The sequence below is a fragment of the Citrobacter sp. RHBSTW-00887 genome, assembly GCF_013728095.1.
Lineage (GTDB): Bacteria > Pseudomonadota > Gammaproteobacteria > Enterobacterales > Enterobacteriaceae > Citrobacter > Citrobacter braakii.
In genome coordinates, this window is sequence record NZ_CP056267.1 from 443,514 (window position 1) to 463,217 (window position 19,704).

Consider the following 19,704-nt stretch of genomic DNA (forward strand, 5'->3'; position numbering starts at 1 on the left):
TAGGGTTACTGAATGGCTAAGCAATCAATGAAAGCACGCGAAGTAAAGCGCGTAGCTTTAGCTGATAAGTACTTCGCAAAACGCGCTGAACTGAAAGCTATTATCTCTGATGTGAACGCGACCGACGAAGATCGTTGGAACGCAGTTCTCAAGCTGCAGTCTCTGCCGCGTGATTCCAGCCCGTCCCGTCAGCGTAACCGCTGCCGTCAAACAGGTCGTCCGCATGGCTATGTGGGCAAGTTCGGGTTGAGCCGTATCAAACTGCGTGAAGCCGCTATGCGCGGTGAAGTACCAGGCTTGAAAAAGGCTAGCTGGTAATTACCAATTGAATCACGGGAGTAAAGACAGATGAGCATGCAAGATCCGATCGCGGATATGCTGACCCGTATCCGTAACGGTCAGGCCGCGAATAAAGCTGCGGTCACCATGCCTTCCTCCAAGCTGAAAGTGGCAATTGCCAACGTGCTGAAGGAAGAAGGTTTTATTGAAGATTTTAAAGTTGAAGGCGACACCAAGCCGGAACTGGAACTTACTCTTAAGTATTTCCAGGGTAAAGCTGTTGTAGAAAGCATTCAGCGTGTCAGTCGCCCAGGTCTGCGCATTTATAAGCGTAAAGACGAGCTGCCGAAAGTTATGGCTGGCATGGGTATCGCAGTTGTTTCTACCTCTAAAGGTGTTATGACTGATCGTGCAGCGCGCCAGGCTGGTCTTGGTGGCGAAATTATCTGCTACGTAGCCTAATCGGAGGAAAAAATGTCTCGTGTTGCTAAAGCACCGGTCGTTATTCCTGCCGGCGTTGACGTAAAAATCAACGGTCAGGTTATTACGATCAAAGGTAAAAACGGCGAGCTGACTCGTACTCTCAACGATGCTGTTGCAGTAAATCATGCAGATAATGCACTGACCTTCGGTCCGCGTGATGGTTACGCAGATGGATGGGCTCAGGCTGGTACCGCGCGTGCCCTGCTGAATGCAATGGTTGTCGGTGTTACCGAAGGCTTCACTAAGAAGCTACAGCTGGTTGGTGTAGGTTATCGTGCAGCGGTTAAAGGGAATGTAGTAAACCTGGCTTTAGGTTTCTCTCACCCTGTTGACCATCAGCTGCCTGCGGGTATTACTGCAGAATGTCCGTCTCAGACTGAAATCGTGCTGAAAGGCGCTGATAAACAGCTGATCGGTCAGGTTGCAGCAGATCTGCGCGCCTACCGTCGTCCTGAGCCTTATAAAGGCAAGGGTGTTCGTTACGCCGACGAAGTCGTGCGTACCAAAGAGGCTAAGAAGAAGTAAGGTAACACTATGGATAAGAAATCTGCTCGTATCCGTCGTGCGACCCGCGCACGCCGCAAGCTCCAGGAGCTGGGCGCAACTCGCCTGGTGGTACATCGTACCCCGCGTCATATTTACGCACAGGTAATTGCACCGAACGGTTCTGAAGTTCTGGTAGCTGCTTCTACTGTAGAAAAAGCTATCGCTGAACAATTGAAGTACACCGGTAACAAAGACGCTGCTGCAGCTGTAGGTAAAGCTGTTGCTGAACGCGCTCTGGAAAAAGGCATCAAAGATGTTTCTTTTGACCGTTCCGGGTTCCAATATCATGGTCGTGTCCAGGCACTGGCAGATGCTGCCCGTGAAGCTGGCCTTCAGTTCTAAGGTAGAGGTGTAAGATGGCTCACATCGAAAAACAAGCTGGCGAACTGCAGGAAAAGCTGATCGCGGTTAACCGCGTATCTAAAACCGTTAAAGGTGGTCGTATTTTCTCCTTCACAGCTCTGACTGTAGTTGGTGATGGTAACGGTCGCGTTGGTTTTGGTTACGGTAAAGCGCGTGAAGTTCCAGCAGCGATCCAGAAAGCGATGGAAAAAGCCCGTCGCAATATGATTAACGTCGCGCTGAACCACGGCACCCTGCAGCACCCGGTTAAGGGTACTCACACGGGTTCTCGTGTATTCATGCAGCCGGCTTCCGAAGGTACCGGTATCATCGCCGGTGGTGCAATGCGCGCCGTTCTGGAAGTCGCTGGAGTTCGTAACGTTCTGGCTAAAGCGTATGGTTCTACTAACCCGATTAACGTGGTTCGTGCAACTATCGATGGCCTGGAAAATATGAAATCTCCGGAAATGGTCGCTGCCAAGCGTGGTAAATCCGTTGAAGAAATTCTGGGGAAATAAACCATGGCAAAGACTATTAAAATTACTCAAACCCGCAGTGCAATCGGTCGTCTGCCGAAACATAAGGCAACGCTGCTTGGCCTGGGTCTGCGTCGTATTGGTCACACCGTAGAGCGCGAGGATACTCCTGCTGTTCGTGGTATGGTCAACGCGGTTTCCTTCATGGTTAAAGTTGAGGAGTAAGAGATGCGTTTAAATACTCTGTCTCCGGCCGAAGGCTCTAAAAAAGCGGCTCGCCGCCTGGGTCGTGGTATCGGTTCTGGCCTCGGTAAAACCGGTGGTCGTGGTCACAAAGGTCAGAAGTCTCGTTCTGGCGGTGGCGTACGTCGCGGTTTCGAGGGTGGTCAGATGCCTCTGTACCGTCGTCTGCCGAAATTCGGCTTCACTTCACGTAAAGCAGCGATTACAGCCGAAGTTCGTCTGTCTGATCTGGCTAAAGTTGAAGGCGGTGTTGTAGACCTGAACACGCTGAAAGCAGCTAACATTATCGGTATCCAGATCGAGTTCGCGAAAGTGATTCTGGCTGGTGAAGTCACTACTCCGGTAACTGTTCGTGGCCTGCGTGTTACTAAAGGCGCTCGTGCTGCTATCGAAGCTGCTGGCGGTAAAATCGAGGAATAAGTAGCAGATGGCTAAACAACCGGGATTAGATTTTCAAAGTGCCAAAGGTGGCTTAGGCGAGCTGAAACGCAGACTGCTGTTTGTAATCGGCGCGCTGATTGTGTTCCGTATTGGCTCTTTCATTCCGATCCCTGGTATTGATGCCGCTGTACTTGCCAAACTGCTTGAGCAACAGCGAGGCACCATCATTGAAATGTTTAACATGTTCTCTGGTGGTGCTCTCAGCCGTGCTTCTATCTTTGCTCTGGGGATCATGCCGTATATTTCGGCGTCGATTATTATCCAGCTGCTGACGGTGGTTCATCCAACGCTGGCAGAAATTAAGAAAGAAGGGGAGTCTGGTCGTCGTAAGATCAGCCAGTACACCCGCTACGGTACTCTGGTGCTGGCAATATTCCAGTCGATCGGTATTGCTACCGGTCTGCCGAATATGCCTGGTATGCAGGGCCTGGTAATGAATCCAGGCTTTGCATTCTATTTCACCGCTGTTGTAAGTCTGGTTACAGGGACGATGTTCCTGATGTGGTTGGGCGAACAGATTACTGAACGTGGTATCGGCAACGGTATCTCAATCATTATCTTCGCCGGTATTGTCGCGGGACTCCCGCCAGCCATTGCCCATACTATCGAGCAAGCGCGTCAAGGCGACCTGCACTTCCTCGTGTTGCTGTTGGTTGCAGTATTAGTATTTGCAGTGACGTTCTTTGTTGTATTTGTTGAGCGTGGTCAACGCCGCATTGTGGTAAACTACGCGAAACGTCAGCAAGGTCGTCGTGTCTATGCTGCACAGAGCACACATTTACCGCTGAAAGTGAATATGGCGGGGGTAATCCCGGCAATCTTCGCTTCCAGTATTATTCTGTTCCCAGCGACCATCGCGTCATGGTTCGGGGGCGGGACTGGTTGGAACTGGCTGACAACAATTTCGCTGTATTTGCAGCCTGGGCAACCGCTTTATGTGTTACTCTATGCGTCTGCAATCATATTCTTCTGTTTCTTCTACACGGCGTTGGTTTTCAACCCGCGTGAAACAGCAGATAACCTGAAGAAGTCCGGTGCATTTGTACCAGGAATTCGTCCGGGAGAGCAAACGGCGAAGTATATCGATAAAGTAATGACCCGCCTGACTCTGGTTGGTGCGCTCTACATTACCTTTATCTGCCTGATCCCGGAGTTCATGCGTGATGCAATGAAAGTACCGTTCTACTTCGGTGGGACCTCACTGCTTATCGTTGTTGTCGTGATTATGGACTTTATGGCTCAAGTGCAAACTCTGATGATGTCAAGTCAGTACGAGTCTGCATTGAAGAAGGCGAATCTGAAAGGCTACGGCCGTTAACAGTCGCCCGAGAAGTTACGGAGAGTAAAAATGAAAGTTCGTGCTTCCGTCAAGAAATTATGCCGTAACTGCAAAATCGTTAAGCGTGATGGTGTCATCCGTGTGATTTGCAGTGCCGAGCCGAAGCATAAACAGCGCCAAGGCTGATTTATTCGCATATTTTTCTTGCAAAGTTGGGTTGAGCTGGCTAGATTAGCCAGCCAATCTTTTGTATGTCTGTGCGTTTCCATTTGAGTATCCTGAAAACGGGCTTTTCAGCATGGTGCGTACATATTAAATAGTAGGAGTGCATAGTGGCCCGTATAGCAGGCATTAACATTCCTGATCAGAAACATGCTGTGATCGCATTAACTTCGATCTACGGCGTCGGCAAGACCCGTTCTAAAGCCATTCTGGCTGCCGCGGGTATCGCTGAAGATGTTAAGATCAGTGAGCTGTCTGAAGAACAAATCGACACGCTGCGTGACGAAGTTGCCAAATTTGTCGTTGAAGGTGATCTGCGCCGTGAAGTTAGCATGAGCATCAAGCGCCTTATGGACCTTGGTTGCTATCGCGGTTTGCGTCATCGTCGTGGTCTCCCGGTTCGCGGTCAGCGTACCAAGACCAACGCACGTACCCGTAAGGGTCCGCGCAAACCGATCAAGAAATAATCGGGGTGATTGAATAATGGCAAAGGCACCAATTCGTGCACGTAAACGTGTAAGAAAACAAGTCTCTGACGGCGTGGCTCATATCCATGCTTCTTTTAACAACACCATCGTTACCATTACTGATCGTCAGGGTAACGCACTGGGTTGGGCAACAGCCGGTGGTTCCGGTTTCCGTGGTTCTCGCAAATCCACTCCGTTTGCAGCTCAGGTTGCAGCAGAGCGTTGCGCTGAAGCTGTAAAAGAATACGGTATCAAGAATCTGGAAGTTATGGTCAAAGGACCGGGTCCAGGTCGCGAATCTACTGTTCGTGCTCTGAACGCCGCTGGTTTCCGCATCACTAATATTACTGATGTGACTCCGATCCCTCATAACGGTTGTCGTCCGCCGAAAAAACGTCGCGTATAACGCTGTCGTTTCTAGGATTGTTGGAGAAAGAAAATGGCAAGATATTTGGGTCCTAAGCTCAAGCTGAGCCGTCGTGAGGGCACTGACTTATTCCTTAAGTCTGGCGTTCGCGCGATCGATACCAAGTGTAAAATTGAACAAGCTCCTGGCCAGCACGGTGCGCGTAAACCGCGTCTGTCTGACTATGGTGTGCAGTTGCGTGAAAAGCAAAAAGTTCGCCGTATCTACGGTGTGCTGGAGCGTCAGTTCCGTAACTACTACAAAGAAGCAGCACGTCTGAAAGGCAACACCGGTGAAAACCTGTTGGGTCTGCTGGAAGGTCGTCTGGACAACGTTGTATACCGTATGGGCTTCGGTGCCACTCGTGCAGAAGCACGTCAGCTGGTCAGCCATAAAGCAATTATGGTAAACGGTCGTGTTGTTAACATCGCTTCTTATCAGGTTAGTCCGAATGACGTTGTTAGCATTCGTGAGAAAGCGAAGAAGCAGTCTCGCGTGAAAGCCGCTCTGGAGCTGGCTGAGCAGCGTGAAAAGCCAACCTGGCTGGAAGTTGATGCTGGCAAGATGGAAGGTACGTTCAAGCGTAAGCCGGAGCGTTCTGATCTGTCTGCGGACATTAACGAACACCTGATCGTCGAGCTTTACTCCAAGTAAAGCTTAGTACCAAAGAGAGGACACAATGCAGGGTTCTGTGACAGAGTTTCTAAAACCGCGCCTGGTAGATATCGAGCAAGTGAGTTCGACGCACGCCAAGGTGACCCTTGAGCCTTTAGAGCGTGGCTTTGGCCATACTTTGGGTAACGCACTGCGCCGTATTCTGCTCTCATCGATGCCGGGTTGCGCGGTGACCGAGGTTGAGATTGATGGTGTACTACATGAGTACAGCACCAAAGAAGGCGTTCAGGAAGATATCCTGGAAATCCTGCTCAACCTGAAAGGGCTGGCGGTGAGAGTTCAGGGTAAAGATGACGTTATTCTTACCTTGAATAAATCTGGCATTGGCCCTGTGACTGCAGCCGACATTACCCATGATGGTGATGTCGAAATCGTCAAGCCACAGCACGTGATCTGCCACCTGACCGATGAGAATGCATCTATTAGCATGCGTATCAAAGTTCAGCGCGGTCGTGGTTATGTGCCGGCTTCTACCCGAATTCATTCGGAAGAAGATGAGCGCCCAATCGGCCGTCTGCTGGTCGACGCATGCTACAGCCCTGTAGAGCGTATTGCCTACAATGTTGAAGCAGCGCGTGTAGAACAGCGTACCGACCTGGACAAGCTGGTCATCGAAATGGAAACCAACGGCACAATCGATCCTGAAGAGGCGATTCGTCGTGCGGCAACCATTCTGGCTGAACAACTTGAAGCTTTCGTTGACTTACGTGATGTACGTCAGCCGGAAGTTAAAGAAGAGAAACCAGAATTCGATCCGATCCTGCTGCGCCCTGTTGACGATCTGGAATTGACTGTCCGCTCTGCTAACTGCCTCAAAGCAGAAGCTATCCACTATATCGGTGATCTGGTACAGCGTACTGAGGTTGAGCTTCTTAAGACGCCTAACCTTGGTAAAAAATCTCTTACTGAGATTAAAGACGTGCTGGCTTCCCGTGGACTGTCTCTGGGCATGCGCCTGGAAAACTGGCCACCGGCAAGCATCGCTGACGAGTAACCGGATCACAGGTTAAGGTTTTACTGAGAAGGATAAGGTCATGCGCCATCGTAAGAGTGGTCGTCAACTGAACCGCAACAGCAGCCATCGCCAGGCTATGTTCCGCAATATGGCAGGTTCACTGGTTCGTCATGAAATCATCAAGACGACTCTGCCGAAAGCGAAAGAGTTGCGTCGCGTAGTTGAGCCGCTGATTACTCTTGCCAAGACTGATAGCGTAGCTAATCGTCGTCTGGCATTCGCCCGTACTCGTGATAACGAGATCGTGGCAAAACTGTTTAACGAACTGGGCCCGCGTTTCGCGAGCCGCGCCGGTGGTTACACTCGCATTCTGAAGTGTGGCTTCCGTGCAGGCGACAACGCGCCGATGGCATACATCGAGCTGGTTGATCGTTCAGAGAAAACAGAAGCTGCTGCAGAGTAATCTGTAGTAACGTAAAAAAACCCGCCTCGGCGGGTTTTTTTATATCCGTCATATCCCCACTTACCTACAATATCTGTACTCTTTTTGTTCATCACTGGAGTGTTGTATGTGGTTACTGGACCAGTGGGCAGAGCGCCATATTATTGATGCACAGTCTAAAGGTGAGTTTGATGGTTTGCCTGGTACAGGAGAACCGTTGGTTCTTGATGATGATTCCCACATTCCGCCTGAACTTCGAGCCGGATTCCGTTTATTAAAAAATGCTGGATGTCTTCCTGCTGAGCTAGAGCAGCGCAGAGAGGCAATACAGCTGCTTGAAATACTTGCAGGGATCCGCAAAGATGATCCCCATTATCAGGAAGTGAGTCGAAGACTGTCACTACTGGAACTGAAACTTCGGCAAGCTGGACTCAGCACCGAGTTTTTACACGGTGAATACGCAGATAAGCTGCTACAGAAGATCAACGACGAATAGCGGAGATAGCATGTACCGTATTGGTGAATTAGCGAAACTGGCTGACGTGACGCCTGATACTATCCGCTACTATGAAAAGCAGCAGATGATGGAACATGAAATACGTACAGAAGGCGGGTTTCGTCTCTATACGGAAAGCGATCTTCAGCGTCTAAAGTTTATTCGCTATGCCCGTCAGCTTGGTTTCACTCTGGAATCGATCCGCGAACTGCTTTCGATCCGCATCGATCCCGAACACCATACCTGCCAGGAATCAAAAGGGATCGTCCAGGAAAGATTGCAGGAAGTGGAAGCGAGAATAGCTGAGCTTCAGGCGATGCAACGGTCGCTGCAGCGATTGAATGACGCGTGTTGTGGCAAGGCACACAGCAGCGTGTACTGCTCTATCCTTGAAGCACTTGAGCAAGGCGCCAGTGGATCACCATCATGCTGTTGATTTATTGAACGGTCAGGTCTACACTCGCGGCGTAAATTACGACAACTGGAGGTATTATGAGTCGTTATCAGCACACTAAAGGGCAGATAAAAGATAACGCCATTGAGGCGCTTCTACATGACCCACTGTTCAGGCAGCGCGTTGAGAAAAATAAGAAAGGGAAAGGAAGTTATCTACGTAAAGGTAAACATGGTAACCGGGGTAACTGGGAGGCCAGTGGCAAGAAAGTCATTCACTTTTTTACCACTGGCCTTCTTGTTTCAGTGAGTGCTTAAGAGCGGTTATTCTGTTCTTTCAGCAGGTCACGAATTTCACTCAGCAATACTTCTTCTTTCGATGGCGCCGGCGGTGCTGCTGGCTCTTCCGCTTTTTTACGGTTCAGTTTGTTGATCAGCTTGATTGCCATAAAGATAGCAAACGCAACAATAACGAAATCAAAGATATTCTGAATAAATACACCGTAATGCATAACGACTGCAGGGATATCTCCCTGTGCATCACGTAGTGTTAAAGCAAACTGTTTAAAATCAATTCCACCAATTAACAACCCCAGCGGCGGCATGATGATATCGGCAACCAGTGATGAAACAATCTTCCCAAATGCCGCACCAATAATGACACCCACTGCCAAATCGACAACATTCCCGCGCATCGCGAATTCGCGAAATTCTTTAATAATGCTCATCTTATTCTCCCTATGCAGCTGACGTTTATAAGTTTAACAAATGTTTAGGCAATTTCCATTTATGTATTACCTAAATAGAAATTTATTAAACCATGAAAAATAAAGGGAAATAACTTAGGCGCAGTTTCAGCGCCCAAATTATTACAGGAAGAACGGACTTGGCTGGAATAGTCGCTCGACGTCGGTAATAAACTTTTTATCTGTCAGGAACATAATTACGTGATCGCCCTGTTCAATACGCAGGTTATCATTGGCAATCATCACATCGTTACCACGCACAACGGCGCCAATAATGGTTCCTGGTGGAAGTTTAATTTCATCAATTGAGCGACCCACAACCCGTGACGTCGTTTCATCACCGTGTGCAACGGCTTCAATGGCTTCCGCGACGCCACGGCGCAGTGAAGATACACCAACAATATCCGCTTTACGCACATGACTGAGCAGCGCAGAGATGGTTGCCTGCTGCGGTGAAATCGCAATATCGATCACGCTGCCTTGTACCAGATCGACGTATGCTCTGCGTTGGATCAACACCATCACTTTCTTGGCGCCCATCCGTTTCGCAAGCATCGCCGACATGATATTCGCTTCATCATCGTTGGTTACCGCAATGAACAGATCAACTTGATCGATATGTTCTTCCGCCAGCAGCTCTTGATCCGAGGCATCACCAAAAAAGACGATCGTATTTTGCAGTTTCTCTGCAAGCTCGGATGCACGCTGTTGATTACGTTCAATCAGTTTAACGCTGTAATCTTTTTCCAGCCGCCGTGCCAGCCCGGCTCCAATATTACCACCGCCCACTAACATAATGCGTTTGTAAGGCTTTTCCAGACGCTGTAATTCGCTCATTACGGCGCGAATATGCTGCGAGGCCGCGATGAAGAAAACTTCATCACCCGCTTCAACAATGGTAGAACCTTGCGGACGGATCGGTCGGTCATGACGGAAAATCGCCGCAACGCGGGTATCGATGTGTGGCATGTGCTCACGCATTGTCGACAGCGCATTACCAATCAGCGGCCCACCGTAATAGGCTTTCACCACGGCCAGGCTGACTTTTCCTTCGGCAAAATTCACTACCTGCAATGCGCCTGGATATTCAATCAGGCGATAAATGCTATCGATAACCAGTTGCTCAGGCGCAATCAGGTGATCGATAGGCACCGCATCAGATTGAAATAGCTTGTCCGCATCACGAACGTAATCCGGTGAACGAATACGAGCGATGCGATTAGGCGTGTTAAACAGTGAATAAGCTACCTGACAGGCAACCATATTTGTTTCATCTGAGCTGGTTACGGCAACCAGCATATCGGCATCGTCGGCACCGGCTTCACGTAGAACGCGGGGATGCGAACCATGCCCTTGCACGACACGGAGATCAAACTTGTCCTGCAGGCTACGCAGGCGCTCACCATTGGTATCGACTACCGTGATATCGTTGTTCTCTCCGACCAGGTTTTCAGCCAGCGTACCGCCAACTTGCCCTGCGCCCAGAATGATAATTTTCATCAGTCGCGACCCGTTATCTCATCACTTTTTGATTAGCTTAGCGTAAAAGAAGCCATCACCATCTTCCGCACTCGGTAAATTCTGACGTCCAGGTTTTTCCGGCGTACCGGTTACGCTTAATACCGCATCTGGCGTGCGCGCAAGGAAGGCGGCAATTTGCTGTTGGTTTTCTTCTGGCAGGATAGAGCAGGTTGCATAAACCAGCGTGCCGCCAGTTTTAAGATGTGGCCAGGTTGCATTCAGGATTTCAGCCTGCAGCTGGGCAAGTTCAGCAATATCCCGGTCGCGACGCAGCCATTTGATATCCGGATGGCGACGGATCACTCCGGTGGCAGAGCACGGAGCGTCCAGCAAAATACGGTCAAACTGTTGTTCACCGCACCACTGCTGTGGATAGCGGCCATCCCCCTGTTTTACGGTTGCCTTCATACCCAGACGTTTTAGATTGTCGAAAACGCGCGATAAGCGTTTTTCATCAACATCGACAGCCATTACGTTAGCGTGCGGAGCAACTTCCAGAATGTGAGTGGTTTTGCCCCCCGGCGCACAGCATAGGTCGAGGATCTGTTCACCGTCCTCCGGCAACAGATAGTTTATGCATCCTTGAGCGGAAGCATCCTGGACGGTTACCCAGCCTTCATCAAAACCTGGGAGGGCGTGCACAGGAGCTGGCGTTTCCAGACGCACTGCATCCGGGTAATCTGGATGCGGGAAACCGGTTAATCCCGATTCGGTCAGCAGGTCCAGCCAGGCATCGCGCGTATGATGGTTACGATTGACACGTAACCACATCGGCGGTCGCTGGTTATTGGCTTCAAGAATGGCTTCCCACTGCTGCGGATAAGCGGTCTTAATACGTTTCACCAGCCAGGAGGGGTGTAAGAAACGTAAATCGCTTTGAGAGAATTCAGCCAGTAGCTCTTCTTGACGGCGCTGAAACTGGCGCAGCACGCCGTTGATCAGCCCTTTAAGCTGCGGACGCTTAATAACGACTGCACCTTCTACGGTCTCTGCCAAAGCAGCATGCGGTGGAATACGAGTATGCAGCAGTTGGTAGAAGCCCACCATGATCAGATAGTGAACAGTGCGCTGTTTGCCCGTCATTGGACGTTCCATCAACTGCTGGATCATCCACTCCAGTTGGGAGAGTGTACGCAACACGCCGAAGCAAAGCTCCTGCAACAGTGCTTTGTCTTTATCGGCAACTTTTTGCTGCATGGCGGGCAGCACGTTGCTTAATGATTGTCCCTTTTCGACAACCTGTTCGACGGCCTGGGCCGCCATACTGCGTAAATTAAGATGTTTTTTCATAAGCGCAAAAATAAAAATGCCCGGAGATACCGGGCTTAAAGAGATGAACCGTCATACCAGACGGTTACCGGGAACAAACCATTCCCGGCGCGAATTAAGCAGATCCTGCGCGCTCATGGCTTTTTTACCGGCAGGTTGCAAAGAGACGAGATTCAGGATGCCGTCGCCCGTTGCGACCTGGATACCCTGTTTTGTCGCCTCAAGAATAGTGCCTGGTGCGGCCTGTGTGTTCGCTGTAATAACCGTAGCTTGCCAGACTTTCACTGGCTGGCCGTCGATTTCAAGCCAACTCATTGGCCACGGGTTAAAGGCGCGGATGCAGCGTTCCAACTGAGCGGCTGAAAGCGACCAGTCGATACGGGCCTCTTCTTTGCTGAGTTTTTCTGCATGCGTAACCAGTGATTCATCTTGTACAACGGGTTTTATGGTGCCAGTCGCCAGCTGTTTTAGCGTTTCAATCAGCCCCTGAGGTCCTAAATCTGCCAGCTTATCGTATAACGAACCGCTGGTATCTTCTGCAGTTATCGGGCAGGACAGCTTAAGCAGCATATCACCGGTGTCGAGGCCAACATCCATCTGCATGATGGTCACACCAGTTTCGGCGTCGCCTGCCCACAGTGAGCGCTGGATTGGGGCTGCGCCACGCCAGCGTGGAAGCAGGGAACCGTGAACGTTGATACAACCCAGACGCGGCATTTCCAGTACGGCTTTTGGCAGAATCAGACCATATGCTACCACCACCATCACGTCTGCGCGTAAATCAGCAACCAGCTGCTGGTTTTCCTGAGGACGAAGAGAGACTGGTTGGAAAACCGGTATCCCTTTTTCTTCCGCCAGCACTTTTACCGGGCTGGGCATCAGCTTTTTACCGCGTCCCGCTGGGCGGTCCGGTTGGGTAAACACGCCAACGACGTTATGTCCAGAAGACAACAGCGCGTCGAGATGACGCGCTGCAAAGTCAGGTGTACCCGCAAAAATAATACGTAGTGAGTCTGACACGTTGATTCTTGTCCTTAAGCTCGGGCGTTCAGGCGGTCGAGTTTTTCAACTTTCTGACGAATGCGTTGTTGCTTCAACGGAGACAGATAATCGATAAACAGTTTACCGACCAGGTGATCCATTTCATGTTGAATGCAGATAGCCAGCAGGCCATCGGCTTCCAGTTCAAAAGATTTGCCGTTGCGATCGAGCGCACGAATTTTTACTTTCTCTGCGCGCGGTACTAACGCACGCTGTTCGGGAATAGACAGGCAGCCTTCTTCAATACCTGTTTCGCCGTCTTTTTCCAGCAGCTCTGGGTTAATGAGTACCAACTGCTCGTCGCGATTTTCAGAGACATCAATAACAATGATGCGCTGATGAATATCGACCTGAGTTGCTGCCAGACCGATACCTTCTTCGGCGTACATCGTCTCGAACATATCATCAACGATACGCTGAATTTCTGCATTCACTTCTTCGACCGGTTTTGCGACTTTGCGAAGGCGCTCGTCCGGAATATGTAACACTTGCAAAACTGACATAGTTATCCAGAGTTGTGTTCAGGAGTTGAAAAGATTATTACCTCTATTCTAGACAAAACCCCCTCTGATTGACAGCATCAGTGACCAATCGCAAAGATTGCCAGGACTGCTTGTGGCAGGGGAACAGGGATGACCAAAATCGAAATTTGGCTACGTTTAGCACAAGTGAATGAACTGTATGGTGATGAGATGGTGCGCGTTGCCCACTGGCTCAATACTCAGCCATGTATTAACAACGTGGTACTTCATCATGCTGGGCTCTCCCCCCGCCAGGCTCGGCGCTTTTTAACCTTTCCAGATCAGACGCTGGAAAAAACGCTGCGCTGGCTTGAACAGCCCAATCACCATTTTGTGGTTGCCGACAGCGAGCATTATCCGGCACAGCTCCGTGCAATTGAGGATTATCCTGGGGTGCTTTTTGTGGCAGGAAATCCCATATGCCTTAGCTCGTTTCAGGTTGCCGTCGTCGGCAGCCGACAGCACTCCTGGTATGGCGAACGCTGGGGGCGGCTGTTTTGTGAAAAGCTGGCAGCATGCGGCGTGACGATCACCAGCGGCCTGGCCCGGGGGATTGATGGTGTGGCGCACAATGCTGCGATAAACCGAGAAAGCACGAGTATTGCGGTGCTGGGAAATGGGCTTGAGACCATTCATCCACGACAGCATGTCAGTCTGGCTAAACGACTGATTGAGGCTGGAGGCGCACTGGTGTCTGAGTTCCCATTAGATACGCTTCCTTTGCCGCGCAATTTTCCCCGACGAAATCGCATTATTAGTGGTCTAAGTAAAGGAGTCCTGGTTGTAGAAGCTGCTCAGCGTAGCGGGTCACTGGTCACTGCGCGTTGTGCACTGGAACAAGGGCGGGAGGTTTTTGCGTTGCCTGGACCGATTGGGAGTCCGGGAAGTGAAGGTCCACATTGGCTTATTCAGCAGGGAGCCACGCTTGTGACGGCCCCAGAAGAAATTCTGGAAAATTTGCAATATGGGCTGCAATGGTTGCCAGATGAACCTGAAAAATCAATTTATTCGCCAGATCACGAAGAGGTGGCATTGCCATTTCCGGAGCTCCTGGCTAACGTAGGAGATGAGGTAACACCTGTTGACGTCGTCGCTGAACGTGCCGGCCAACCTGTGCCAGAGGTAGTGGCTCAACTGCTCGAACTGGAGTTAGCAGGATGGATCGCAGCTGTACCCGGCGGCTATGTCCGATTGAGGAGGGCATGCCATGTTCGACGTACTAATGTATTTGTTTGAGACATATATCCATAACGAAGCTGAGCTGCGTGTGGATCAGGACAAACTGGAACGGGATCTTACCGACGCCGGTTTTGATCGTGAAGACATCTACAACGCGTTACTTTGGCTGGAAAAGCTTGCTGATTATCAGGATGGTCTTGCCGAACCTATGCAGCTGGCATCTGATCCTCTTTCTATACGTATTTATACCGCAGAAGAGTGCGATCGACTGGATGCAAGCTGTAGAGGGTTCCTGCTATTCCTGGAACAGATTCAGGTGCTAAACCTCGAAACACGAGAAATGGTCATTGAGCGCGTACTCGCGCTGGATACGGCAGAGTTCGATCTGGAAGACCTGAAGTGGGTGATCCTGATGGTGCTTTTCAATATTCCAGGTTGTGAAAATGCCTATCAGCAAATGGAAGAATTACTCTTTGAAGTGAATGAAGGTATGCTGCATTAATCAATCTTCATTCAGTATGAGTTGTTATGGCTAAATCAGCACTGTTTACGGTGCGTAAAAACGAGCCCTGCCCACAATGCGGGGCTGAACTGGTTATTCGTTCCGGGAAACACGGTCCGTTTCTCGGTTGTTCACACTATCCAGAATGCGATTACATCCGTCCGTTGAAATCTTCCGCGGACGGACATATTGTCAAAGTTCTGGAGGGTAAGCTTTGTCCTGCATGTGGCGCCGAGCTGGTGCTGAGACAGGGAAGATTCGGGATGTTTATTGGATGCAGCGATTATCCAACGTGTGAACACACCGAACTTATCGACAAGCCAGATGAAACAGCAATAGTCTGTCCTCAATGCCAGACTGGCCACCTGGTCCAGCGGCGTTCCCGTTATGGCAAAACATTTTACTCCTGCGATCGCTATCCGGAGTGCCAGTTTGTCATTAACTTCAAACCGTTAGCCGGAGAGTGTCCTGAGTGCCATTATCCGCTACTCATCGAAAAGAAAACCGCGCAGGGTGTGAAGCATTTCTGTGCCAGTAAACAATGTGGAAAGCCGTTCTCGGCGGAATAAAATAGTGAATAATAACCTGCCCACAGGCCCTATTGCTGCTGCGATAGCGGTTCTGAAACAAGAAAAAGTCATCGCCTATCCAACAGAAGCTGTATTTGGTGTCGGCTGCGATCCCGACAGCGAAACGGCTGTTACCCGTCTGTTGGAGCTAAAACAACGCCCAGTCGATAAAGGCTTAATTTTGATTGCGGCTAATTTTGACCAGCTTAAGCCCTATATTGACGATAGCACGCTTACAGATGCTCAACGTGAGGCTGTGTTCGCTCGCTGGCCTGGTCCTGTCACCTTCGTTTTCCCTGCGCCTGCGACTACGCCCCGTTGGCTGACCGGTCGTTTTGACTCGCTGGCCGTGCGAGTCACCGATCATCCGCTGGTGGTTGCATTGTGCCAGGCTTATGGCAAACCGTTAGTCTCCACCAGTGCTAATTTGAGTGGCTTACCGCCTTGCAGAACGGTAGAGGAAGTCCGCGCGCAGTTTGGTACAGACTTTCCCGTAGTTGAAGGGGAGACCGGAGGGCGTTTGAATCCTTCGGAGATCCGTGATGCTCTGACCGGTGAACAGTTTCGACAGGGGTAATATGAAAGAAGCCTATGCTGTTTTTGGTAATCCGATAGCGCACAGTAAATCGCCCTTTATTCATCAGCAATTTGCAGAGCAGTTGAAAATTGATCATTCCTATGGACGTGTACTGGCACCTATCAATGATTTTGTGAATGCGCTGAATGCCTTTTTTGCTGAGGGCGGGAAGGGGGCAAATGTCACTGTGCCTTTTAAGGAAGAGGCGTTTGCGCGTGCCGATGAATTAACGGAGCGGGCATCGCTTGCTGGAGCGGTCAATACTCTTAAACGACTTGAGGATGGGCGTTTACTGGGAGATAACACGGATGGTATCGGCTTATTAAGCGATCTTGAACGTTTATCTTTCATTCGCCCCGGATCACGAGTTCTGTTGATTGGTGCCGGTGGCGCATCCCGTGGGGTTTTATTACCTCTTCTTTCTCTGGATTGTGCGGTAACCATCGTTAACCGTACTGCTTCGCGCGCAGAAGAACTGGCACAAATCTTCTCCCATACCGGCAGCGTGCAGGCGGTGGGAATGGACGAGCTTGATAATTACAGTTTTGATTTAATTATTAATGCGACATCCAGCGGAATTAGCGGTGAGGTACCAGCCATTCCGACATCGCTTATTCACTCATCTGTCTATTGCTATGACATGTTTTATCAGCAAGGGAATACACCGTTCCTTTCCTGGTGTGCTGAACATGGGGCGAAACAGTATGCCGATGGTCTGGGGATGCTGGTGGGACAAGCAGCGCACGCCGTTTTACTCTGGCATGGTGTATTGCCACAGATTGAGCCCGTCATCAAAAGCATGCAACAGGAAATGTCGGTATGAATCAGGCGATCCAGTTTCCCGATCGAGAAGAATGGCGGACGGATATTAGCGTCGTTGTTTTCCCTGCGTTGGTCCATGGTATGCAGTTAACATGCGCTATATCAGGGGAGACGTTGGCGTCCCGCTTTGGCGGCTGCACGCCTGAACAATGGCTGGAAATCTTTCAACAGCATCGCTGGGACCTGGAAGAAGAGGCCGAAGCATTGATCCAGGACCAGCAGGAAGACTCTCAGGGTTGGGTTTGGTTACTCTGATTTAAATACTCATCTTTCCATTTAACGTAGTTGTTAGCAGAGTATTTTAAGCCTGCTTTCTCTTCGTCACTTAATGGACGGATTTGTTTAACCGGGCTACCCAGGTACAGATATCCACTCTCCAGGCGTTTGTTTTGCGGCACCAGGCTTCCTGCCCCAATCATAACGTCGTCTTCTACCACTACGCCGTCCAGTAAAATTGATCCCATACCGACCAATACGCGGTTGCCAATGATGCAGCCGTGTAGCATGACTTTATGACCGACCGTCACATCATCACCCACGATCAATGGATTACCTTGCGGATTAGATGTGGATTTATGTGTGACATGGAGAACGCTGCCGTCCTGAATGTTTGTACGGGCGCCGATTTGTACATAGTTGACGTCGCCACGAATCGCAACCAACGGCCAAATCCCGACGTCATCAGCCAAACGAGTATCACCAATGACGACGCTACTGGTGTCGATCATCACGCGTTTTCCGATCTGTGGGAAAAGATCCTTATAAGGACGTAATACATCAGACATGTTTACCTCAATGAAAATAGAGCAGTAATGAAGACTTTGGTTGGATTATTGAGACTGTGCAAGTGATTTAGCTATCAAAAATCAGCCAAATTGCGCAGGAATATAGCGAAAGGGGTGAAAAACAAGCACTCAGCAAAAAAGATCCAAAAAATACTTGTGCTAAAAAATGGGATCCCTATAATGCGCCTCCATCGACACGGCGGATGTGAATCACTTCACGCAAACAGCCGGTTCGGTTGAAGAGAAAAACCTGAAAATGAGGGTTGACTCTGAAAGAGGAAAGCGTAATATACGCCACCTCGCGACAGAGCGCTAAAGCGCGTCGCAACTGCTCTTTAACAATTTATCAGACAATCTGTGTGGGCACTCGAAGATACGGATTCTTAACGTCGCAAGACGAAAAATGAATACCAAGTCTCTGAGTGAACACGTAATTCATTACGAAGTTTAATTCACGAGCATCAAACTTAAATTGAAGAGTTTGATCATGGCTCAGATTGAACGCTGGCGGCAGGCCTAACACATGCAAGTCGAACGGTAGCACAGAGGAGCTTGCTCCTTGGGTGACGAGTGGCGGACGGGTGAGTAATGTCTGGGAAACTGCCCGATGGAGGGGGATAACTACTGGAAACGGTAGCTAATACCGCATAACGTCGCAAGACCAAAGAGGGGGACCTTCGGGCCTCTTGCCATCGGATGTGCCCAGATGGGATTAGCTAGTAGGTGGGGTAACGGCTCACCTAGGCGACGATCCCTAGCTGGTCTGAGAGGATGACCAGCCACACTGGAACTGAGACACGGTCCAGACTCCTACGGGAGGCAGCAGTGGGGAATATTGCACAATGGGCGCAAGCCTGATGCAGCCATGCCGCGTGTATGAAGAAGGCCTTCGGGTTGTAAAGTACTTTCAGCGAGGAGGAAGGTGTTGTGGTTAATAACCGCAGCAATTGACGTTACTCGCAGAAGAAGCACCGGCTAACTCCGTGCCAGCAGCCGCGGTAATACGGAGGGTGCAAGCGTTAATCGGAATTACTGGGCGTAAAGCGCACGCAGGCGGTCTGTCAAGTCGGATGTGAAATCCCCGGGCTCAACCTGGGAACTGCATCCGAAACTGGCAGGCTAGAGTCTTGTAGAGGGGGGTAGAATTCCAGGTGTAGCGGTGAAATGCGTAGAGATCTGGAGGAATACCGGTGGCGAAGGCGGCCCCCTGGACAAAGACTGACGCTCAGGTGCGAAAGCGTGGGGAGCAAACAGGATTAGATACCCTGGTAGTCCACGCCGTAAACGATGTCGACTTGGAGGTTGTGCCCTTGAGGCGTGGCTTCCGGAGCTAACGCGTTAAGTCGACCGCCTGGGGAGTACGGCCGCAAGGTTAAAACTCAAATGAATTGACGGGGGCCCGCACAAGCGGTGGAGCATGTGGTTTAATTCGATGCAACGCGAAGAACCTTACCTACTCTTGACATCCACGGAACTTGGCAGAGATGCCTTGGTGCCTTCGGGAACCGTGAGACAGGTGCTGCATGGCTGTCGTCAGCTCGTGTTGTGAAATGTTGGGTTAAGTCCCGCAACGAGCGCAACCCTTATCCTTTGTTGCCAGCGATTCGGTCGGGAACTCAAAGGAGACTGCCAGTGATAAACTGGAGGAAGGTGGGGATGACGTCAAGTCATCATGGCCCTTACGAGTAGGGCTACACACGTGCTACAATGGCATATACAAAGAGAAGCGACCTCGCGAGAGCAAGCGGACCTCATAAAGTATGTCGTAGTCCGGATTGGAGTCTGCAACTCGACTCCATGAAGTCGGAATCGCTAGTAATCGTGGATCAGAATGCCACGGTGAATACGTTCCCGGGCCTTGTACACACCGCCCGTCACACCATGGGAGTGGGTTGCAAAAGAAGTAGGTAGCTTAACCTTCGGGAGGGCGCTTACCACTTTGTGATTCATGACTGGGGTGAAGTCGTAACAAGGTAACCGTAGGGGAACCTGCGGTTGGATCACCTCCTTACCTTAAAGAAACGTTC

General features: G+C 50.3%; 29 protein-coding genes and 1 rRNA gene. 24 read left to right on the plus strand and 6 right to left on the minus strand.

Features of this window, described 5'->3' with window-relative positions; all coding sequences use genetic code 11:
- The first annotated feature begins 12 nt into the window (after positions 1 to 12).
- The 17 genes from rpsN (at position 13) to arfA (ending at position 8,463) form a co-directional block, all read left to right on the plus strand.
- Positions 13 to 318, plus strand: coding sequence for a 30S ribosomal protein S14 (gene rpsN, locus HV314_RS02070; RefSeq protein WP_003031125.1), 306 nt, complete (start codon positions 13 to 15; stop codon positions 316 to 318).
- A gap of 30 nt (positions 319 to 348) precedes the next feature.
- Complete coding sequence (gene rpsH / locus HV314_RS02075) at positions 349 to 741, plus strand: 30S ribosomal protein S8 (protein WP_003031127.1); 393 nt, start codon at positions 349 to 351, stop codon at positions 739 to 741.
- A 12-nt stretch (positions 742 to 753) separates the two neighbouring features.
- Positions 754 to 1,287: a 50S ribosomal protein L6 gene (rplF, locus tag HV314_RS02080; protein ID WP_003031129.1), complete on the plus strand. Its 534-nt coding sequence runs from the start codon at positions 754 to 756 to the stop codon at positions 1,285 to 1,287.
- A 9-nt stretch (positions 1,288 to 1,296) separates the two neighbouring features.
- Positions 1,297 to 1,650, plus strand: a complete 354-nt coding sequence (rplR, locus tag HV314_RS02085; RefSeq protein ID WP_000358960.1) for a 50S ribosomal protein L18 — start codon at positions 1,297 to 1,299, stop codon at positions 1,648 to 1,650.
- A 14-nt stretch (positions 1,651 to 1,664) separates the two neighbouring features.
- Entirely contained in the window at positions 1,665 to 2,168 is a 504-nt protein-coding gene (rpsE, locus tag HV314_RS02090; RefSeq protein ID WP_003031131.1) for a 30S ribosomal protein S5, read from the plus strand.
- Between the two features lie 3 nt (positions 2,169 to 2,171).
- Complete coding sequence (rpmD, locus tag HV314_RS02095) at positions 2,172 to 2,351, plus strand: 50S ribosomal protein L30 (RefSeq protein ID WP_001140434.1); 180 nt, start codon at positions 2,172 to 2,174, stop codon at positions 2,349 to 2,351.
- A 3-nt stretch (positions 2,352 to 2,354) separates the two neighbouring features.
- A complete protein-coding gene (gene rplO, locus HV314_RS02100) occupies positions 2,355 to 2,789 on the plus strand; it encodes a 50S ribosomal protein L15 (protein WP_003031132.1) in 435 nt (144 codons plus the stop codon).
- Between the two features lie 7 nt (positions 2,790 to 2,796).
- On the plus strand, positions 2,797 to 4,128 hold the full coding sequence (gene secY / locus HV314_RS02105) for a preprotein translocase subunit SecY (protein WP_001118864.1): 1,332 nt from the start codon (positions 2,797 to 2,799) through the stop codon (positions 4,126 to 4,128).
- Positions 4,129 to 4,158: 30 nt separating this feature from the next.
- Positions 4,159 to 4,275: a 50S ribosomal protein L36 gene (gene rpmJ / locus HV314_RS02110; protein ID WP_000868187.1), complete on the plus strand. Its 117-nt coding sequence runs from the start codon at positions 4,159 to 4,161 to the stop codon at positions 4,273 to 4,275.
- 146 nt (positions 4,276 to 4,421) lie between these two features.
- Entirely contained in the window at positions 4,422 to 4,778 is a 357-nt protein-coding gene (gene rpsM / locus HV314_RS02115) for a 30S ribosomal protein S13 (RefSeq protein ID WP_003031135.1), read from the plus strand.
- 16 nt (positions 4,779 to 4,794) lie between these two features.
- Positions 4,795 to 5,184 (plus strand): 30S ribosomal protein S11, encoded by a 390-nt coding sequence (rpsK, locus tag HV314_RS02120; RefSeq protein WP_003031137.1) that lies wholly within the window; start codon positions 4,795 to 4,797, stop codon positions 5,182 to 5,184.
- Between the two features lie 33 nt (positions 5,185 to 5,217).
- Complete coding sequence (gene rpsD, locus HV314_RS02125) at positions 5,218 to 5,838, plus strand: 30S ribosomal protein S4 (protein ID WP_003031138.1); 621 nt, start codon at positions 5,218 to 5,220, stop codon at positions 5,836 to 5,838.
- Between the two features lie 25 nt (positions 5,839 to 5,863).
- Entirely contained in the window at positions 5,864 to 6,853 is a 990-nt protein-coding gene (locus tag HV314_RS02130) for a DNA-directed RNA polymerase subunit alpha (RefSeq protein ID WP_003031139.1), read from the plus strand.
- 40 nt (positions 6,854 to 6,893) lie between these two features.
- Positions 6,894 to 7,277: a 50S ribosomal protein L17 gene (rplQ, locus tag HV314_RS02135; RefSeq protein WP_001216370.1), complete on the plus strand. Its 384-nt coding sequence runs from the start codon at positions 6,894 to 6,896 to the stop codon at positions 7,275 to 7,277.
- Positions 7,278 to 7,383: 106 nt separating this feature from the next.
- On the plus strand, positions 7,384 to 7,752 hold the full coding sequence (locus HV314_RS02140; protein WP_047358917.1) for a DUF1992 domain-containing protein: 369 nt from the start codon (positions 7,384 to 7,386) through the stop codon (positions 7,750 to 7,752).
- A 10-nt stretch (positions 7,753 to 7,762) separates the two neighbouring features.
- A complete protein-coding gene (gene zntR, locus HV314_RS02145) occupies positions 7,763 to 8,188 on the plus strand; it encodes a Zn(2+)-responsive transcriptional regulator (protein WP_181547221.1) in 426 nt (141 codons plus the stop codon).
- Positions 8,189 to 8,244: 56 nt separating this feature from the next.
- On the plus strand, positions 8,245 to 8,463 hold the full coding sequence (gene arfA / locus HV314_RS02150) for an alternative ribosome-rescue factor ArfA (protein WP_016157605.1): 219 nt from the start codon (positions 8,245 to 8,247) through the stop codon (positions 8,461 to 8,463).
- On the opposite strand, the gene mscL is transcribed toward arfA, so the two are convergent.
- The 5 genes from mscL to def form a co-directional block, all read right to left on the minus strand.
- Positions 8,460 to 8,873 (minus strand): large-conductance mechanosensitive channel protein MscL, encoded by a 414-nt coding sequence (gene mscL, locus HV314_RS02155; RefSeq protein ID WP_016154742.1) that lies wholly within the window; start codon positions 8,871 to 8,873, stop codon positions 8,460 to 8,462. The genes arfA and mscL overlap by 4 nt on opposite strands.
- A 141-nt stretch (positions 8,874 to 9,014) precedes the next feature.
- Complete coding sequence (trkA, locus tag HV314_RS02160) at positions 9,015 to 10,391, minus strand: Trk system potassium transporter TrkA (RefSeq protein ID WP_003031153.1); 1,377 nt, start codon at positions 10,389 to 10,391, stop codon at positions 9,015 to 9,017.
- A 21-nt stretch (positions 10,392 to 10,412) separates the two neighbouring features.
- Entirely contained in the window at positions 10,413 to 11,702 is a 1,290-nt protein-coding gene (gene rsmB, locus HV314_RS02165; RefSeq protein WP_181547223.1) for a 16S rRNA (cytosine(967)-C(5))-methyltransferase RsmB, read from the minus strand.
- A 51-nt stretch (positions 11,703 to 11,753) separates the two neighbouring features.
- On the minus strand, positions 11,754 to 12,701 hold the full coding sequence (gene fmt / locus HV314_RS02170) for a methionyl-tRNA formyltransferase (RefSeq protein ID WP_016154740.1): 948 nt from the start codon (positions 12,699 to 12,701) through the stop codon (positions 11,754 to 11,756).
- Positions 12,702 to 12,715: 14 nt separating this feature from the next.
- Positions 12,716 to 13,225, minus strand: coding sequence for a peptide deformylase (gene def, locus HV314_RS02175; protein WP_003031159.1), 510 nt, complete (start codon positions 13,223 to 13,225; stop codon positions 12,716 to 12,718).
- A 129-nt stretch (positions 13,226 to 13,354) separates the two neighbouring features.
- Here def and dprA point away from each other — a divergent pair, with 129 nt between their 5' ends.
- From dprA to HV314_RS02205, 6 genes are read left to right on the plus strand one after another with little or no spacing between them, the layout of a single operon-like run.
- Positions 13,355 to 14,479 carry a DNA-protecting protein DprA gene (gene dprA / locus HV314_RS02180; RefSeq protein ID WP_181547225.1) on the plus strand — a complete coding sequence of 375 codons (1,125 nt, stop codon included), beginning with the start codon at positions 13,355 to 13,357 and terminating at the stop codon, positions 14,477 to 14,479.
- Positions 14,451 to 14,924, plus strand: coding sequence for a DUF494 family protein Smg (gene smg / locus HV314_RS02185; RefSeq protein WP_003031162.1), 474 nt, complete (start codon positions 14,451 to 14,453; stop codon positions 14,922 to 14,924). Before dprA ends, smg begins: the two co-directional genes overlap by 29 nt.
- Positions 14,925 to 14,950: 26 nt before the next feature.
- On the plus strand, positions 14,951 to 15,493 hold the full coding sequence (locus tag HV314_RS02190) for a DNA topoisomerase family protein (protein ID WP_016154737.1): 543 nt from the start codon (positions 14,951 to 14,953) through the stop codon (positions 15,491 to 15,493).
- 4 nt (positions 15,494 to 15,497) lie between these two features.
- Entirely contained in the window at positions 15,498 to 16,070 is a 573-nt protein-coding gene (gene tsaC / locus HV314_RS02195; RefSeq protein WP_043018532.1) for an L-threonylcarbamoyladenylate synthase type 1 TsaC, read from the plus strand.
- 1 nt (position 16,071) lies between these two features.
- On the plus strand, positions 16,072 to 16,893 hold the full coding sequence (aroE, locus tag HV314_RS02200; RefSeq protein ID WP_047358920.1) for a shikimate dehydrogenase: 822 nt from the start codon (positions 16,072 to 16,074) through the stop codon (positions 16,891 to 16,893).
- Complete coding sequence (locus tag HV314_RS02205; RefSeq protein WP_181547227.1) at positions 16,890 to 17,147, plus strand: DUF1488 domain-containing protein; 258 nt, start codon at positions 16,890 to 16,892, stop codon at positions 17,145 to 17,147. The genes aroE and HV314_RS02205 overlap by 4 nt, the downstream gene beginning before the upstream one ends.
- Here the strand turns inward: HV314_RS02205 and HV314_RS02210 are convergent.
- On the minus strand, positions 17,123 to 17,677 hold the full coding sequence (locus HV314_RS02210) for a gamma carbonic anhydrase family protein (RefSeq protein ID WP_181547229.1): 555 nt from the start codon (positions 17,675 to 17,677) through the stop codon (positions 17,123 to 17,125). The two genes, HV314_RS02205 and HV314_RS02210, sit on opposite strands and share 25 nt — an antisense overlap.
- A gap of 469 nt (positions 17,678 to 18,146) precedes the next feature.
- Here HV314_RS02210 and HV314_RS02215 point away from each other — a divergent pair.
- A 16S ribosomal RNA gene (locus HV314_RS02215) occupies positions 18,147 to 19,688 on the plus strand.
- Positions 19,689 to 19,704 lie beyond the last annotated feature (16 nt).

Excerpts from the sequence above, each read along its gene's own strand:
- rplO (WP_003031132.1), top strand. The coding sequence starts at position 2,355 with ATGCGTTTAAATACTCTGTCTCCGGCCGAAGGCTCTAAAAAAGCGGCT.
- aroE (WP_047358920.1), top strand. The coding sequence starts at position 16,072 with ATGAAAGAAGCCTATGCTGTTTTTGGTAATCCGATAGCGCACAGTAAA.
- rpsE (WP_003031131.1), top strand. The coding sequence starts at position 1,665 with ATGGCTCACATCGAAAAACAAGCTGGCGAACTGCAGGAAAAGCTGATC.
- dprA (WP_181547225.1), top strand. The coding sequence starts at position 13,355 with ATGACCAAAATCGAAATTTGGCTACGTTTAGCACAAGTGAATGAACTG.
- rpsN (WP_003031125.1), top strand. The coding sequence starts at position 13 with ATGGCTAAGCAATCAATGAAAGCACGCGAAGTAAAGCGCGTAGCTTTA.
- HV314_RS02130 (WP_003031139.1), top strand. The coding sequence starts at position 5,864 with ATGCAGGGTTCTGTGACAGAGTTTCTAAAACCGCGCCTGGTAGATATC.
- arfA (WP_016157605.1), top strand. The coding sequence starts at position 8,245 with ATGAGTCGTTATCAGCACACTAAAGGGCAGATAAAAGATAACGCCATT.
- trkA (WP_003031153.1), bottom strand. The coding sequence starts at position 10,391 with ATGAAAATTATCATTCTGGGCGCAGGGCAAGTTGGCGGTACGCTGGCT.
- rpmD (WP_001140434.1), top strand. The coding sequence starts at position 2,172 with ATGGCAAAGACTATTAAAATTACTCAAACCCGCAGTGCAATCGGTCGT.
- zntR (WP_181547221.1), top strand. The coding sequence starts at position 7,763 with ATGTACCGTATTGGTGAATTAGCGAAACTGGCTGACGTGACGCCTGAT.
- HV314_RS02140 (WP_047358917.1), top strand. The coding sequence starts at position 7,384 with ATGTGGTTACTGGACCAGTGGGCAGAGCGCCATATTATTGATGCACAG.
- smg (WP_003031162.1), top strand. The coding sequence starts at position 14,451 with ATGTTCGACGTACTAATGTATTTGTTTGAGACATATATCCATAACGAA.
- rpmJ (WP_000868187.1), top strand. The coding sequence starts at position 4,159 with ATGAAAGTTCGTGCTTCCGTCAAGAAATTATGCCGTAACTGCAAAATC.
- HV314_RS02190 (WP_016154737.1), top strand. The coding sequence starts at position 14,951 with ATGGCTAAATCAGCACTGTTTACGGTGCGTAAAAACGAGCCCTGCCCA.
- rpsH (WP_003031127.1), top strand. The coding sequence starts at position 349 with ATGAGCATGCAAGATCCGATCGCGGATATGCTGACCCGTATCCGTAAC.
- HV314_RS02210 (WP_181547229.1), bottom strand. The coding sequence starts at position 17,677 with ATGTCTGATGTATTACGTCCTTATAAGGATCTTTTCCCACAGATCGGA.
- def (WP_003031159.1), bottom strand. The coding sequence starts at position 13,225 with ATGTCAGTTTTGCAAGTGTTACATATTCCGGACGAGCGCCTTCGCAAA.
- rplF (WP_003031129.1), top strand. The coding sequence starts at position 754 with ATGTCTCGTGTTGCTAAAGCACCGGTCGTTATTCCTGCCGGCGTTGAC.
- rpsK (WP_003031137.1), top strand. The coding sequence starts at position 4,795 with ATGGCAAAGGCACCAATTCGTGCACGTAAACGTGTAAGAAAACAAGTC.
- mscL (WP_016154742.1), bottom strand. The coding sequence starts at position 8,873 with ATGAGCATTATTAAAGAATTTCGCGAATTCGCGATGCGCGGGAATGTT.
- rplQ (WP_001216370.1), top strand. The coding sequence starts at position 6,894 with ATGCGCCATCGTAAGAGTGGTCGTCAACTGAACCGCAACAGCAGCCAT.
- secY (WP_001118864.1), top strand. The coding sequence starts at position 2,797 with ATGGCTAAACAACCGGGATTAGATTTTCAAAGTGCCAAAGGTGGCTTA.
- rplR (WP_000358960.1), top strand. The coding sequence starts at position 1,297 with ATGGATAAGAAATCTGCTCGTATCCGTCGTGCGACCCGCGCACGCCGC.
- HV314_RS02205 (WP_181547227.1), top strand. The coding sequence starts at position 16,890 with ATGAATCAGGCGATCCAGTTTCCCGATCGAGAAGAATGGCGGACGGAT.
- rpsD (WP_003031138.1), top strand. The coding sequence starts at position 5,218 with ATGGCAAGATATTTGGGTCCTAAGCTCAAGCTGAGCCGTCGTGAGGGC.
- rsmB (WP_181547223.1), bottom strand. The coding sequence starts at position 11,702 with ATGAAAAAACATCTTAATTTACGCAGTATGGCGGCCCAGGCCGTCGAA.